Annotated in this window: 17 protein-coding genes; 7 read left to right on the top strand and 10 right to left on the bottom strand. The window is 63.8% G+C overall.

The window, feature by feature from the left end:
- The first annotated feature begins 230 nt into the window (after window positions 1-230).
- Window positions 231-1,460, top strand: a complete 1,230-nt coding sequence (locus tag LOY37_RS10870) for a hypothetical protein (RefSeq protein ID WP_258716859.1) — start codon at window positions 231-233, stop codon at window positions 1,458-1,460.
- Window positions 1,461-1,553: 93 nt separating this feature from the next.
- Window positions 1,554-2,108: a UPF0149 family protein gene (locus LOY37_RS10865; RefSeq protein WP_093384250.1), complete on the top strand. Its 555-nt coding sequence runs from the start codon at window positions 1,554-1,556 to the stop codon at window positions 2,106-2,108.
- A gap of 92 nt (window positions 2,109-2,200) precedes the next feature.
- Here the strand turns inward: LOY37_RS10865 and katG are convergent, their stop codons facing one another.
- Complete coding sequence (gene katG, locus LOY37_RS10860; protein ID WP_258716858.1) at window positions 2,201-4,471, bottom strand: catalase/peroxidase HPI; 2,271 nt, start codon at window positions 4,469-4,471, stop codon at window positions 2,201-2,203.
- 203 nt (window positions 4,472-4,674) lie between these two features.
- On the opposite strand from katG, the gene LOY37_RS10855 reads away from it, so the two are divergent.
- Entirely contained in the window at window positions 4,675-5,286 is a 612-nt protein-coding gene (locus LOY37_RS10855) for a hypothetical protein (RefSeq protein WP_258716857.1), read from the top strand.
- Window positions 5,287-5,317: 31 nt separating this feature from the next.
- Here LOY37_RS10855 and LOY37_RS10850 read toward each other — a convergent pair whose 3' ends face one another.
- The gene (locus LOY37_RS10850) at window positions 5,318-5,821 is read right to left on the bottom strand and encodes a GNAT family N-acetyltransferase (RefSeq protein ID WP_258716856.1); all 504 of its coding nucleotides are present in this window, start codon (window positions 5,819-5,821) and stop codon (window positions 5,318-5,320) included.
- A 120-nt stretch (window positions 5,822-5,941) separates the two neighbouring features.
- Entirely contained in the window at window positions 5,942-6,355 is a 414-nt protein-coding gene (locus LOY37_RS10845; protein WP_258716855.1) for a RidA family protein, read from the bottom strand.
- 145 nt (window positions 6,356-6,500) lie between these two features.
- Between LOY37_RS10845 and LOY37_RS10840 the strand changes: the two genes are divergently transcribed.
- Window positions 6,501-6,926: an SUKH-3 domain-containing protein gene (locus LOY37_RS10840; RefSeq protein WP_045201295.1), complete on the top strand. Its 426-nt coding sequence runs from the start codon at window positions 6,501-6,503 to the stop codon at window positions 6,924-6,926.
- A 90-nt stretch (window positions 6,927-7,016) separates the two neighbouring features.
- Window positions 7,017-7,346, top strand: coding sequence for a hypothetical protein (locus LOY37_RS10835; RefSeq protein WP_093384271.1), 330 nt, complete (start codon window positions 7,017-7,019; stop codon window positions 7,344-7,346).
- Here LOY37_RS10835 and LOY37_RS10830 read toward each other — a convergent pair.
- On the bottom strand, window positions 7,321-7,791 hold the full coding sequence (locus tag LOY37_RS10830; protein WP_258716854.1) for an NUDIX hydrolase: 471 nt from the start codon (window positions 7,789-7,791) through the stop codon (window positions 7,321-7,323). The genes LOY37_RS10835 and LOY37_RS10830 overlap by 26 nt on opposite strands.
- Before the next feature lie 57 nt (window positions 7,792-7,848).
- Between LOY37_RS10830 and LOY37_RS10825 the strand changes: the two genes are divergently transcribed.
- Window positions 7,849-8,274 (top strand): GFA family protein, encoded by a 426-nt coding sequence (locus tag LOY37_RS10825; protein ID WP_258716853.1) that lies wholly within the window; start codon window positions 7,849-7,851, stop codon window positions 8,272-8,274.
- 30 nt (window positions 8,275-8,304) lie between these two features.
- Window positions 8,305-8,697: a lysozyme inhibitor LprI family protein gene (locus LOY37_RS10820; protein WP_258716852.1), complete on the top strand. Its 393-nt coding sequence runs from the start codon at window positions 8,305-8,307 to the stop codon at window positions 8,695-8,697.
- A 45-nt stretch (window positions 8,698-8,742) separates the two neighbouring features.
- Here the strand turns inward: LOY37_RS10820 and LOY37_RS10815 are convergent, their stop codons facing one another.
- The 6 genes from LOY37_RS10815 to LOY37_RS10790 form a co-directional block, all read right to left on the bottom strand.
- Complete coding sequence (locus tag LOY37_RS10815) at window positions 8,743-9,879, bottom strand: AAA family ATPase (protein WP_258716851.1); 1,137 nt, start codon at window positions 9,877-9,879, stop codon at window positions 8,743-8,745.
- 1 nt (window position 9,880) lies between these two features.
- On the bottom strand, window positions 9,881-10,750 hold the full coding sequence (locus LOY37_RS10810; RefSeq protein ID WP_258716850.1) for an RNA ligase family protein: 870 nt from the start codon (window positions 10,748-10,750) through the stop codon (window positions 9,881-9,883).
- A 295-nt stretch (window positions 10,751-11,045) separates the two neighbouring features.
- Entirely contained in the window at window positions 11,046-12,392 is a 1,347-nt protein-coding gene (locus LOY37_RS10805) for an MFS transporter (RefSeq protein ID WP_258716849.1), read from the bottom strand.
- A 72-nt stretch (window positions 12,393-12,464) separates the two neighbouring features.
- Window positions 12,465-13,397: a 3-keto-5-aminohexanoate cleavage protein gene (locus LOY37_RS10800; RefSeq protein WP_258716848.1), complete on the bottom strand. Its 933-nt coding sequence runs from the start codon at window positions 13,395-13,397 to the stop codon at window positions 12,465-12,467.
- Between the two features lie 59 nt (window positions 13,398-13,456).
- Entirely contained in the window at window positions 13,457-14,245 is a 789-nt protein-coding gene (locus tag LOY37_RS10795) for an SDR family oxidoreductase (protein ID WP_258716847.1), read from the bottom strand.
- Complete coding sequence (locus LOY37_RS10790; protein ID WP_045201285.1) at window positions 14,242-14,961, bottom strand: GntR family transcriptional regulator; 720 nt, start codon at window positions 14,959-14,961, stop codon at window positions 14,242-14,244. The genes LOY37_RS10795 and LOY37_RS10790 overlap by 4 nt, the downstream gene beginning before the upstream one ends.
- Window positions 14,962-15,014 lie beyond the last annotated feature (53 nt).

Below are 15,014 nucleotides of genomic sequence, written 5' to 3'. Positions count from 1 at the left end.
TTCTCATTGCACGGCATGACGCTGCAGGGTCTGGACGAATTACCTGAGCGGCCTATTTAGCACCAAAATTGCCCACAGCGGAACGGGGAGCCAGCGGGCAGCGGTGCATTCAGCCGCGTGCGAAGGTGCAAAATCGGCCGCCAGGCCTGGGCGAAGCGCAGATATTCAGCTTTACCCCTCCCACCACCACGAGCATCATGCGCACTTCGCGTTCACGGAGGATTTCGCACATGTTCAGGGCACTTTTCGACACGCTGTTCAAGCGCACGCCTACCGAGGAAGGCTTTGCCCGTACCTTCATCAAGGCCGCGCGCGCCGGCGGTTATGCCGAGCCACTGGACTATCAGGCCGACGACTTTCGCCTGCGCTACGGCGGTAGCAGCTACTTCAACCTGCACAACGCCTACCGCGACTACCTGAACGCCGACAAGGCGCGTAAAGCCCAGGTGCTCGACAGCTACCTGCGCGGCCTGATCGACAGCCGCAACAGCAGCGCGGTGCAGCCCCTGGAGCAGGTTAGGCCGCTGTTGCGGCCGGTGATCCGCAACCTGGCCATGCTCGAAGAGATCCGCCTGCATCAGGTCCGTCATCAAGGCTGGGACTCGCCCTGCCCCATGGCCTGGCAGCCGTTCTGCGAAGACTGCGTGACCTTGCTGGCCATCGACTACCCCGACACCACCTCGACCCAGACCGCCGGCCCGCCACCGGACTGGGGCATCAGCCTGGAGCAGGCGCTGGCGATTGCCCTGGACAACCTGCGCGACGCCAGCCCCGATGCCTTCGAGGCGATCCTCCCCGGTTTGTACCAGGGCGCCTGGAAGGACGGCTATGACACCAGCCGCGTGCTGCTGCCCGACGTGCTGCAGCGCTTGGCGCTCAAGGGCCAGCCGGTGTTCATGATGCCCAGCCGCGATGTGCTGATGGTCACCGGCGACAAGGACGCCGACAATCTGCGGCAGATGGTCGAGCTGAGCTTCCACGCGCTGGAGCACGGGCGCGCGCAGTCGAGCCAGATCTATACCTATCACGACCGCCGCATCGTGCCCTTCCAGGTGCAGGACGCGCACCTGCAAGCGCGCCTGGGCGACCTGCAGCGGCTGCTGCGCCACGGCATCTATAGCACGCAAAAAGAGTTTCTCGACAAGATCCACGAAGCCCATCCCGAGGACATCTTCGTCGCCACCCACAGGCTTTACAGCGACGCCGAAAACGGCAATAGCAGCTTTTCGATCGCGGCCTGGACCGAGGGCGTGTTCACCTCGTTGCCGCAAACCGACCGGGTGATCCTGGTCCAGCCCCAGGCAGACGGCTCGGCCCAGACCCAGGTGGTGGCCTGGCACGAAGTTGAAACACTGCTGGGCGGGCTGCTGAGCAAAGACGGCGAGCTCTACCCGCCACGCTTTCGCACCCTCGGTTTTCCCAGCGCCGAGCAGTTGCAGCAACTGACGCCCATGGGATGAGGCCCAACTTGAAGCAACGGGGCTGGATTTACACTGCACAAAGCCTCATCCTCCCCGCCTTTTGCCCGCGCCTGAGCGGCCAAGGAGATCCCCATGCACGACCTGCCACTGGCTGCCGCCGACTTCGCGTTCCTCGACGCCACTTTGCAGCAGTACGGCGATGACCACTCGGTGCTCAACGCCTCGGAGCTCGACGGCTACTTCACTGCGCTGGTGTCGAGCCCGGTGCAGGTGGACATCAGCGAGTGGTTCCCGGCGATCTGGGGCGGGCAGATGCCAGAATGGCAAAACGCTGCTGACTGCCAGCGCTTCGTCGAGCTGTGTGCCCGTCACCTGAACAGCCTGGCCACCCAGTTGGTTGAAGCGCCGCAGGCATTTGCCCCGCGCCTTGAGCAGACCGAACACCAGGGCCAGCCGCTGCCATTGGCGGAAGAATGGTGCTTTGGTTATTTGCGCGGTATCGCCATTGCCAACTGGCCGGTGCTGCCTGAAGCGCAAATGCAGGCCTTGCAGGTGATTACCGGCTGGGCCGAGCAGGATGAATTCGAGCTGCCGGCGAACCTGGACGTAGCCTTGCATCGTCAGCGGGTGGTGGCGATTGCCCCGGCGGCGCGGGCGCTGCATGACTACTGGCTGGCGCAGCGCTGATTGGCTCTTTGGTACCTGCATTAACACCGCTGCGCGCTCGATCGCGGGTCAGTTCCGCTGCCTGTGGGAGCGGAACTGACCCGCGATGAGGCTTACTTGAGATCGAACCGGTCCAGGTTCATCACTTTCGTCCAGGCCGCGACGAAGTCCTTGATGAATTGCTCCTTGGCGTCGCGACTGGCATAGAACTCCGCCAGCGCCCGCAGTTGCGAGTTGGAACCAAACACCAGGTCGACCCGGGTGCCGGTCCATTTCACCGCGCCGGTCTTGCGGTCACGCCCTTCGAACGTTTCGTTGGCCGCCGACACCGGCTTCCACTCCACGCCCATGTCCAGCAGGTTGACGAAAAAGTCGTTGCTCAGCGTACCCGGCTGCTGAGTGAAGACGCCGTGTTTGCTTTGCCCGGCATTGACCCCCAGCACCCGCAGGCCGCCCACCAGCACGGTCATTTCCGGCGCGCTCAAGGTCAGCAGTTGCGCTTTGTCGATCAGCAAGGCCTCGGCCGGCACCCGGTAGCTGTTCTTCAGGTAGTTGCGAAAACCATCGGCATTGGGCTCAAGAAAACCGAACGACTCGACGTCGGTCTGCTCCTGCGAGGCATCCATGCGCCCCGGGGCAAACGCCACGCGGATGTCGACCCCGGCGTTTTTGGCCGCCTGCTCGACCGCGGCGCTGCCTGCCAGCACGATCAGGTCGGCCAGGGAGATTTTCTTGCCACCGGCCTGGGCACTGTTGAAGTCGTTCTGGATGCCTTCCAGCACGCTCAGCACCTTGGCCAGCTGCTCAGGCTGGTTGGCCTGCCAGAACTTCTGCGGCGCCAGGCGCAGGCGCCCGCCATTGGCCCCGCCGCGCTTGTCGGAGCCGCGGAAGGTCGAGGCCGCCGCCCAGGCCGTGGACACCCGTTCGGCCACCGACAGCCCCGAAGCCAACAGCGTGGCCTTCAGTGCGGTCACGTCGCTGTCATCGACCAGGGCATGGTCGAGCGCCGGGATCGGGTCTTGCCAGAGCAGCTCTTCGCTGGGCAGTTCCGGGCCCAGGTAACGCGACAGCGGGCCCATGTCGCGGTGGATCAGCTTGTACCAGGCACGGGCAAAGGCATCGCTCAATTGCTCGGGATTGGCCAGAAAGCGCCGCGAGATCGGCTCGTAGATCGGGTCGAAGCGCAGCGACAGGTCGGTGGTGAGCATGGTCGGGTTGCGCCGTTTGTTCGGGTCGTGGGCGTCGGGGATGATCCCTGCGCCAGCGCCGTTTTTTGGCGTCCACTGGTTGGCCCCGGCCGGGCTCTTGGTCAGTTCCCACTCGAAGCCGAAGAGGTTTTCCAGGTAGTTGTTGCTCCAGCGCGTTGGCGTCGTGGTCCAGGTCACTTCCAGGCCGCTGGTGATGGTGTCGGCGCCTTTGCCCGTGCCAAAGCTGTTGCGCCAGCCCAGGCCCTGTTCTTCAAGACCGGCGGCTTCCGGTTCCGGGCCGACGTTATCGGCAGGGCCGGCGCCGTGGGTTTTACCGAAGGCATGGCCGCCGGCGATCAGGGCCACGGTTTCTTCATCGTTCATGGCCATGCGTGCAAAGGTTTCGCGGATGTCCTTGGCGGCGGCGACCGGGTCGGGGTTGCCTTCCGGGCCTTCCGGGTTGACGTAGATCAGGCCCATTTGCACCGCGGCCAGGGGGTTTTCCAGGTTGCGGCCCTGGTCGGTGCGGCTTTCTTCGTTGCCGTGCTGCTCGGGCTCGGCCACCAGGGTGCCCTCACCAGGCTCCTGCATCGGCTGCGGGCCCTTGCCGTAGCGGGTATCGCCACCCAGCCACTTGTTTTCCGAGCCCCAGTAGACGTCTTCATCCGGCTCCCAGACATCCGCGCGGCCGCCAGAAAAACCAAAAGTCTTGAAGCCCATGGATTCCAGCGCGACGTTGCCGGTGAGCACGATCAGGTCGGCCCAGGAGATGCTCCGGCCGTACTTCTGCTTGATCGGCCACAGCAGGCGCCGGGCCTTGTCCAGGCTGACGTTGTCAGGCCAGCTGTTGAGCGGCGCGAAGCGTTGTTGTCCGGAGCCTGCGCCGCCACGGCCATCACCAGTGCGGTAGGTGCCGGCGCTGTGCCAGGCCATGCGGATGAACAGCGGCCCGTAATGACCGAAATCCGCTGGCCACCAGTCCTGGGAATCGGTCATCAGCGCATGCAGGTCTTGTTTCAGGGCTTGAAAGTCCAGGCTCTTGAAGGCCTCGGCATAGTTGAAGCCATCGCCTTGGGGATCGGACTGCGGCGAGTGCTGGTGGAGGATCTTCAGGTTCAGTTGGTTCGGCCACCAGTCGCGGTTCGTCGTACCACCGCCAGCGGCATGACTGAACGGGCATTTCGATTCAGTAGACATGGGTGAGCTACCTTTGTATCCAGCGTTTTAGTTATCTCCACATCAGGTCCGGCCGGCACCCGCCAGCGCATCATCAAGGCTAGTCCCGGCCCCGGCAGTCAGCAAATAGACGCAGTATTGCCCGCCGATAGCCATAATCTCTTATACCAACCCCAGGGAAGGAGCAGATCGTAGCGATAGCCGCCTCACCTGAGGTCATGACCATGAACAGCCGTCCGCGTCGCACCGCCTACCACGAAGCCGGCCATGCCCTGGCCTTCTGGTGGAACGGCCTGGCGATCAAGCGGGTAACCGTGCGCACCCGGGCCGAGGCGCTGATCGGGCCGATGGTGGATTTGCGCGGCAACCTGCAGGCGGTCAAGGGCCTGGTCGAGGCGGACTACCTGGTACCGCTGCCCGCCTTCGAGCCGCCAGGCATCGCCGAATACCTGCCGTCGATGATCGAGCTGATCGAGCGCGACTTGCTCAATTGCTTCGCCGGCCCCGTGGCCGAGGCTGTCTACCGGCGCTGCCCGGATGAGCGTTTTCTCAGCACCAGCGGCGCCGGCGACCTGCGCCGCGCCCGCGAACTGATCGCCTTGCTGCCGGCACGGCGGATGCGCGATGCCGAAGCCGCGGCCCTGACCCGCTGCCACAGCCTGGTGCGCCACTACTGGCCAATGCTGCGGGTGCTTGCCGAGCGGTTGCGCACACAGGGAGCGCTGGATGGCGACACGCTGATCGAGCTGCTTTGCCAGTTGACGGGCGAGACCCCGCAACGGCTCGGCAATCCGCTGGCAGGCCTGGACAGGCGGTTGCAACAACGGTCGGTGTGAGCTTCAGCCCACCGACGGTACCTTGGCCGGCTCAGTGCAAGGCCCGGGTCACGAGGAAGTTCACCAGCTCCGGCTCGTCGTCCAGTTCGATCGAGCGTACCGGCCGCGGCAGCTTGTCGAGCACCGCGCGCCAGAAGGCATGGGCGGTTTCGTCCTGGTCGTAGTAACGCACCAGCCACTGGTTCTGCCCGCTCGCCAGCACCTGGCTGGCCAGGGCACTGGCGATGCCCTTGCGCCGGTAGCGCTTGAGGATGAACAGGTCGGCCAGCTCCAGGGCATCGAGGCCTGGCAGTTCGCTGCGTTCAATCAGCAGGAAGCCGGCGATGTAGCCGTCGACCAGGATCAGGTTGGCGCTCCACTGCGGCTCTTGCCAGTAGCGTTGCAGGTGCTCGTCGTGCACATAGAAGCGGCCATCGACCTCGACGTCTTCCTGTTCCCAGTCCGACGACTCGTAGGCGTAAAACTGGTAGAGGTTGCGGAACAGCTCGAGCTGCTCGGGGCCGGTTTGCAGGAGCTCGACAGTGAGGTCGCTCATGACTGGACCTCATACAGCGGAAGAATCGACGGCATTGGTATCTCGATAAGTGAACGAACAGCGCGTTTTGCGGGCGCTATTGTTTACAAAAGCGGGGGCCAATGCCATCGCTAAAACATGTCACCCGGCAGCTAGCGCGGCGACCGCGTCGATTTCGATCAACATGCCGTCGAGCGCCAGGCGCGGCACCGGGATCAGCGTGCAGGTCGGGGTCATGTTGCTGCCCCAGGCCCGCTGGGCCTCGCTGCCCCAGATTCGCAGCCTGGCCTCGTCGTGGTCGACGATCAGCAGGGTCAGCTTGAACACATCGGCCAGGCTTGCGCCTCTGGATGCCAGGGCGATCTGCAGATTGCCCAGGGCCTGGCGTGCCTGCTCGGCAAAGTCATTCGACAAGCGGCCTTCAAGGTCTTCACCACCCTGCCCGGCGATGTACAGCAGCCGGGCATTGGCGGCGACTTCAGCGACATGGGAGTAGGCATTGGCGCTGGGATCGTAGAGGCCTTCGGGGTTGGACAGGTGGAAAGCTGCGGTCATGGTGCTGCTCCGAATGATGGGAGCGGCGAGTATCAAACCTCGACTTAAGTAGAGGTCAAGCCTGATGTTGCCAGCGCTGCACAGGGGGCAATGATGACCGGCGTGTTAATCTGACCCCTCGCACGGATTCGACCAGAGAGCAGACATGCCAATCGACCTACCTGACACCCTACGCCCACTGTTCATTGCCGCCGGATGGCCGGCCAACAACCCGCTACCGGCCAGCGTGCCGGCGAACCATCCGGCGGCCACGCTGCTGCTGAGCCTCAACGGCCTGTGCGTCGGCCACTGCGGCGCCGGTGAAGAATGCGCTGCCGGCGACATTGAGTTCAGGGCCAAGCCCGCCCTGCACGACGACAAAGTCATCGTGAGGATGCAACACAAGCTCAACACCACCCTGGTGTGCATCGGCGATGTCCACCACGGCCATGGCGCGCTGTTTGTCGACAGCCAGGGCGCCTGCTACCTCATGAGCCAGGTTCACGATGCCTTCTGGCTGCTGGGCAGCACCTTCGTCGTTGCTGCAGAAAGCCTGCTGCTGGGCCGTCAGCCACAAGCGCAACTGCTGTGAAATTCAGGCGCAAATAAGGCAAATTGCTGGCCCCCTGCTAGCCGCTTCGTTGGCAAACTCGCTTTCTTTTCAGCAAGTTAGGTAGGTGCTATGCGGGCTTATGGATTAACCCTGGCAGCGTTTTTTCTGCTCGCCCTCCCGCTCGGTGCCCAGGCCAAGGCCTTGGGCAACAATGACCGCTACATGTGCAGTTGGGGTTCGCAGATTGCCGCCGGCGCGCAGCAGTCGAAGCTGTCAGGGGTGACCCTGTACGCCGCGCGCAAGCGCCTGCAGGTGCGTAAGTTCAACAAGCCGTGGATGCGCATGACCGCCATGGGCATCACCGAACAGACCTACAACAGCCAGTCACGCCTAAAGCCCGCGGCCATCAAGCAGACCTACTACGAGCAATGCGTCAGCCATGCGCTGGCGCGGCGCTGAACACCCCGGCCGACTCAAGGGTTTCAATCAGCCGCTCGGGCCACACTGTGTCGGTGGTTTGCCGCAGTTCCTCGGCCGACCACCAGCGATGATCGGCCATCACCTCGACCTCCGAAGCCGTCCAGCCCTGGCGGCACAGCTGCTGGTTTTGCGCCTGGATCAGGTAGTACTGCTCGACCGAGGTGACCCACTCGCCGCTGGGTAGTTGCATGGTAAAGCGCCGCTCGCTCAAGTGCGCGCCCACCGCGTCGACCTTGATGCCGGTTTCTTCGCGCAGCTCGCGAATGGCAGCCTGTTCAAAGGTTTCGCCCTCCTCCACGCCGCCTCCCGGCGTTGCCCAGTAATCGTCACCGGCCAGCGCGCCGTTGCGATGGACGAAGCGAAACAGCAACACGCTGCGGGACGGGCTGATGACTAACAGCCGGGCTGATTTACGTTCACGCATCGTGGTGTTCCTGTCCTTGGTTTATGATCGCGGGCGAAATTCTACCGGGCTCCAGGGATGAACAACGACAAATCTGCGCCGACAACCAGCGACTTTCACGGCAGTTGCCTGTGCGGCGCCGTCAGTTACCGCATCAACACCCCGCTGAAAGCCGTCAGCCACTGCCATTGCAGCCAGTGCCGCAAAGCCCATGGCGCAGCCTTCGCCACGTACGCCAGCGTGCCGGCTGCGGCCCTGAGCTGCAGCGATCCGCAGGGCATGTTGCAGGTGTTCAAGTCATCACCCACCGTCAGCCGCAGCTTTTGTTCAGGCTGCGGCGCGAGCCTGTTCTGGGCCAATGCCAGTGGCGACTTTCCGGACTGGGTCAGCGTTGCGCTGGGCACCCTGGATACGCCGTTCGAGCCGGCCCGGCAAAAACATGTGCATGTACAGTCCAAGGCCTGCTGGCTGGTGATTGGCGATACCTGGCCGCAACACCAATAAACTGAAATAACTTCAACGCAAGGACGCCCCATGTATCGCTTGATTTACGCCGGCTTCGGCGTGCTGCTGGCGCTAGCCACCCCGGCCCAGGCAAGCGGCCTGTGCCCCGGCGCCAACACCGAAGTGCAGATGCTTGAATGCATGCAGCGCTCGCTGAAAAAATCCGATCGGCAATTGAATCAGCTCTACCAGGAGCTGGTTACACGCTTCAAGGACGAGGGCGCGTCACCCGGGCGCCCGACCCAGGACGTGGCGCTGAAAAAAGCCCAGCGCACCTGGATTGCCTTTCGTGATGCCAGCTGTGAACTGGAGACGTATGAGTCGGTTGGCGGCAGCGGCTACGCCACCATCCATACCCATTGCCTGTTGAAGCAGACGCAAGCCAGAGTCCAGTATCTGAAGCGGATTTCCGGGATGCCCTGATGGGTCATGGATGGCTGCCTGCAGCCCCACATAACCTGCATGGCCTCACACCTGGTACTCAAGCCGATCCGCCTCCACCGGCGTCGGCACTTCCCAGCGAAAGTACATGCGCTCGATATCCTTGTTGCGCAGCGAGGTGTCGCGACGGGCGTTGCGGCGCATCAGCTCGCGCTCGCTCTGTTCCAGGTACACCAGGCGCACGTCGGCGTCGTAACTGTAGAGCAGGTCGAGGGTCTTCTTGCGCATTTGCTGCGACAGGTGCGTGCTGTTCCACACGAAGGGCTCACGGCGCCGTAGCAAGGTCTTGGCCTTGTCGATCGCGTACTGCGCCACCGGGCCTTTGTCACCATGGCTCAGGCCCAGCTCCTGGCGCGCATCGTCGAACGACACCACGGCCAGATCCGCTGCATGCTGGTTGACCCAGGTGTCCTTGCCGCTGGCCGGCAGCCCCGCCAGCATGATCACCTGCGAGCCCTGCACCTCGCGGTACAGGCTGTACTGCGGCAGCACCGAGGCACCGCGAAAGTAGCAGCGCCGGGTGTAATCGTCGGCAAAGGCCTTGGGCTGATCCAGGCAGCCTTCGTCTTCGGCCAGCAGGCGAAATACTTCGATGTCGTCGAGCAGCCCCTGCTTGCCGGCAAAGCCGCGGCCCTGCATATCGGCGCTGGCCACGGCGCAGAGCATCCACACCGGCAACTCCCACGACAGGCGATGGAGGATCTGCTCGGCCGAACGCCCGCTCTTGTCCCCGGCCAGGGCAAAGAACGGCAACTGGTGCACGCTGATGATCCGGCAGATGCTTTCGCGCAGCTCAAACGGTACCGCGGCCTGCCACAACAGGATGCGCGCATCTACCGCACCGCGACGCGAATGCCCGGGCTGGCCGATCTTGCCGGTGACTTCATCGATCACCGTGCACGACGGCTTGGCGATGTCGTGCAGCACTGCGGCGTAAAACAGCACGAATTGCTGTTCTGGGGTGGCGCGTTGGTAGGCAAGGTCGGCGAGCAAGGCATCGACCACCATCATGGTGTGGGTCCAGACGTCGCCTTCCTGGTGGTAGACCGGGTCTTGCGGGGTTGCCGCCAAGGCGCGCAGAGACGGGATCGCCTCGAGCAGTGCCGGGTAGTCGACCGCGCGACCGGGGCCGGGCATCAGCGCTCGCAATGTGTTCATGTCCATATCATTCAACTCCTTGTTCGGCGGCCTGCAGGCTGGCCCAGGTGACCTGGGGCTCGGGCGCATACAGGTCGACACCGGCGGCCAGCAGGTTGGGGATGTAGGGCTGGCGCAGGTGGTGCTCATCGGCTTCGAGGATGGCCTGGACAAAGTCGTGGCGCACCCATTTGATCCGCCCGGTGGTGTGCTCGGCGGTTTCGATTTTCAGGTACAGGCCCTCCATCAGGTCGGAACGGTCGCCCTGGTTCCAGGCCTTGGAAAAATCCAGTTGCTGACGGTCGATGACCTCGGCAAACGCGTTTTTCCAGCGTCGCGACTTGGCTTGTGAGTGGCCGACCAGGGCGAGCAGGTCCTTCAGCCGAGGCGGTGCAATGCCTTCGAACAGCACCGGTACCGACAGCACCGGGCCGCCAGCAAGCAACTGCTGGCGCCGTGCGGTGGAGAGGAACACCTGCGCCTCGCGGTCCCAGATATCGAACTCGAAGAACAGGTGCGGGAGCTGGTCGTAGAACACGCTGTGGCGCTTGCTCATCACCTCGCCGAACAGCACGTAGCGGTCTTCCAGGTGCTCGAGCAGCCAGTGTTCATGGCAGGCCGCCCATTGCTTGAACTGGTTGAACTGGCGCTCGCGGCTCCCGCCGGCCAGGTAATGGCCACGGGACTGCAGCAACAGCTCGCCGGCGGCAGAAAAACTGATCGCAGCATTGGCGCCGTCGAGCTTTTCCTCGACCACCAGGTACTGGCCCTTCAGTTCGCTGTAAGGCAGTTGGTCATGGTCGCTATCGCCCGATTGCAGGCGAGAACTTTGCAGGTGTGGGGTGCGCGGGTACTTGAACAGGTCGAGCTGCGCGAGCTCGCGGATATCGAGTGTCATGGGTCTTCTCCAAAAGGGCGAAAACCGACGACAGCGGGCAGGTGAAAGTGCGTGCGCAGGCAGGCACCAACAGGCTTAAACGTCCGTCGTCGGCATCAGGCGTGTTGGTTGGCGTGGGGCACTGGCTTCACCTAAATAATGAGGGGTGGTGGATCTGAGGGTGCGGATTGGAAACGAGATGGGGGTGGGCTGTCAAGCGCTGTGTTGTCTGGGACGGCCTCATCGCGGGTCAAGCCCGCTCCCACAGGTCCGGTGCATGCAGATCCACTGTGGGAGCGGGCTGGACCCGCGATGCTCAGGCCGACTGGCGCTGCGCGTTTTTCAGCGCACCGCCCTTCGCGCTTTTACGCTCATGCCCCTGGCGCAAACGCAGCGCCGCCAACGCCGCCACCACCAGCACCACGGCGATGAACTTCAGGCCGTTCACGGCATTGCCGGTGCTCTGCTCGATCATGCCCATCAGCGACGGGCCGAAGAACCCGCCCAGCAGCCCGCAGGAGTTGACGAACCCCAAGCCGCCCGCCAGCGCCGCGCCTTTCAGGCGCGAGGCCGGGTACAGGAAGATGATCGACTGCACGACAAAGAACATCACTGCCGAGAGGCAGAAGCCCAGCAGGCTGATCACCGGCCCCGCCTGGGAGGCGATGGCCAGGCCCAGGGCCATGGTCAGCAAACCGCTGACCAGGATCCGTCGCGCCCGCTGCGCCGTGCTGGCAAACCGCGGCAGGACGATCGCCCCGGCCGCTGCCGCCAGCCACGGCAAGGAGGTGAGAAAGCCGATCTGCAGCACGCTCAGGTCGCCGTACTTGCCGATAATCCCCGGCAGGAAAAAGATCACCGTGTAGATGGTGATCTGGTGGCAGAAATAGACAAAGATCGCCAACAGGATCTGCGGCGTCAGGCACTGCTTGAGCGAGTGCCCGCTGTGGCCGGCGCCCTCCTCGGCCTCGCTGGCCAGTTGGCGTTCGATCTGCTCGGCTTCAGCGCTACTCAGCCACGGCGCCTTGCTCGGCCGGTCGGGCAGCTTCTTCCACACCACGTAGGCGAAGAACACCGCCGGCAAGCCTTCGAGCATGAACATCCACTGCCAGCCATGCCAGCCCATCAGGCCGTCCATCTGCATCAACGCCGCGCCCAACGGCCCGCCGATGATGTTGGCAAAACACACCCCGAGCAGGAAGTAGCCGGTAGCGCGGGCGCGCTGTTCGCGGCCGAACCAGTAGGTCAGGTAGAGCATCACCCCGGGGAACAAGCCGGCCTCGGCGATGCCCAGCAACAGGCGCAGCACGTAGAACGAAGTCTCGCCCTGGACGAAGGCCATGGCGGCGGAAATCAAGCCCCAGGTCACCATGATCCGGGCAATCCAGAAGCGTGCGCCGACCCTGTGCATGATCAGGTTGCTGGGCACTTCCGACAGCGCATAGGTAAGGAAAAACAACCCGGCGCCCAATCCGTAGGCAGCCGCGGAAATGCCCAGGTCAACATCCAGTTGATGCTTGGCCAGGGCGATGTTGGTGCGGTCGAGAAAGCTCAGCACATAGGCGGCGATCAGCAACGGCATGAGTTTGACGAACAGCAACCGGTTGAGGGTTGCAGGATCACGGGGCACAGTCAGTTCTTCGGGCGATCTTGTAATTGTCATGGCACGAATCTCTAGTGTGACGACAGCGATGGGAACATCCCCGGCCAGGCTCGGCCGGGGCATGCAGGCAAGCTAGAAATCGACTGCGTAGCGGCCTTTGAGGCTGAGCATTTCCCGCGCCTCGTCGGGGCTGGCGACACGCCCGCCGAGGGCTTCGATCACCGTGCGGATGCGCTTGACCTGGTCGGCATTGGACGCCGCCAGCTTGCCCGGGCCGTCCCACAGCGAGTCCTCAAGGCCCACGCGCACGTTGCTGCCCATGGCCAGGCCCATGGTGCCCAGGGGGATCTGGTTGCGCCCGGCGCCGAGGATCGACCACTCATAGTTGTCGCCAAACAGGCGGTCGGCGGTGCGGCGCATGTGCGCCAGGTCTTCGGGGTGGCCACCGATGCCGCCGCGCAGGCCGAACACCGACTGGATGAACAACGGCGCCTTGAGCAGCCCACGCTGGAGGAAATGCGCGGCGGTGTACAGGTGACCGATGTCGTAGCACTCAATTTCGAAGCGTGTGCGGTTCTCGGCGCAAGCGTTGAGGATGTAGGTGATGTCGCGGAAAGTGTTGCGAAAGATGCGGTCATCACTCTCTTCCAGGTACGGCCGCTCCCAGTCGTGCTTGAACTCGGTGAAGCGCTCGAGCATTTCGTACAGGCCGAAATTCATCGAGCCCATGTTCAGCGAGGCCAGCTCCGGCTTGAGCTGGGCCACCGGCTGCAGGCGCTCTTCAACGCCCATGGTCGGCGCACCGCCGGTGGTGATGTTGATCACCACATCGCTCTGCGCCTTGATCTGCGGCAGGAACTGGCGAAACAGCTCGACGTCCTGGCTGGGCTTGCCGTCGAACGGATCACGGGCGTGCAGGTGAACGATTGAAGCACCCGCCTCGGCGGCACCGATGGCGGCGTCGGCGATTTGCTGCGGGGTGATCGGCAGGTGCGGCGACATCGACGGCGTATGGATGGCACCGGTGACGGCGCAGGTGATGATGACCGGGCGTTTCTTGGACATGCGTGTTCTCCGTTTTTATTCTTGGCGAGAAAGCAGTGCGGTAAAAGCGCAGGTACAGCTCAAAGGTATTCGACGTTGCCATCGACGCTGATGGCTTGCCCGGTGATGTTGCGGGCGGCTGGCGAGCAGAGGAACAAGGCGGTGGCGGCGACGTCTTCGGCAGTGACCATGCGCTTGAGGGAAATCTTCTTCAGGTACTCCTCGCGCATCAGCGCCTCGGATACCCCCACTTGCGCGGCACGGGCGCGAATCACCCCGTCCATGCGCGGCCCTTCGACGATGCCGGGCAGCAAGGCATTGACGCGGATATCGCTGTCGCCAAGCTCCGAAGCCAGGGATTTCATCAGGCCGACGATGGCCCATTTGGTTGCCGCATACGGCGTACGCCAGGCGTAACCGAGGCGCCCGGCCACCGAGGCGATGTGCAGCAGGTGGGCGTTGGGCGAGTCCTTGAGCAGCGGCACCGCGTGGTGGGCGAAGCGGTATTGCGCGGTCAGGTTGATGTCGATGGTGCGCTGCCAGTCGTCGTCGCTGATGGCGTCGATACCGGCGGTAGGCCCGGCAATGCCGGCGTTGTTGACCAGCACATCGAGGCCGCCGAACTGCTCGCGCTGAACCTTGAACAGCGCCTCTATCTGCGCCCCGTCGCCGACGTCGGCGCGGGTGGCGACGCTGCCTGGGTAGCGGTCGCGAAACGCCGCCAGGGCCGCCTCGCTGACATCACAGACATGCACCCTGGCCCCGGCTTCGATATAGGCCGCCGCCAGCACTTCACCGATACCGGCGGCGCCGCCGGAAATCAACACCCGCAGGCCCGGATACGGCGTCAGACGCTTGAGAACGCTCATGCTTTTTTCACTCCAGAAACAGACCGCGCGCGGTCGTTGTTGACCAGCAGGCGCGCCAGGGAGTCGGCGGCCTGCATGATGTCGTCGGTCACCGCCGCCCGCGCCGCCGCCGCATCGCGGTCGGCCAGGGCGGCGACGATGCGGTCGTGGGCTTGCATCGAGCGCTGCAGGTGGGCTTTGTCCGGGGCGACCAGGGCAAAGCACGGGCCCATGTGCAGCCAGAAATTCTCCACCGCGGCGACGGTCAGTTCAGCCTGGGCCACGGCATAAATGCGCCTGTGAAAGGCAAAGTTGCCCCACAGGTAAGCCGGCACGTCGACCTTGTCGGCGGCGGCCTGCATCTGCACGCAGAGCTCGGTGATTTCAGCCAGGTCGGCATCGCCCAGATGGGCCACGGCCTTCTCGGCCAGCAAGCCTTCGAGGGCCACCCGCGCATCGCGGATTTCGCGCAGGCGTTCAGTCGTCATCACCCGTACCCGCAGGCGCGAGGTTTCAGTGACTTCAAAGGCATTTTCGGCGCTCAGGCGCTGCAGTGCTTCACGTACCGGCATGGGGCTGGAACCCAGCGCTTCGGCCAGGCCACGGATGGTCAGCTTCTGCCCGGGCTGAAAACGCCCGCTCATCAGCGCTTCGCGGATCTGCCGGTAGACCTGGTCTTGCAGGGTATCGCGGGACACCTGGCGCAGGGCCGGCAACAGGACGGGACGGTCGGTCATGGAAAAAAGCCTGTGTTGTCGTTCTTGTGATACGAATATGTGATCACAAATCA

Source organism: Pseudomonas sp. B21-012, assembly GCF_024749305.1.
Taxonomy (GTDB): domain Bacteria; phylum Pseudomonadota; class Gammaproteobacteria; order Pseudomonadales; family Pseudomonadaceae; genus Aquipseudomonas.
Note: the sequence above shows the minus strand (reverse complement) of the source record. Positions and strands in the feature narration are given on the sequence as shown.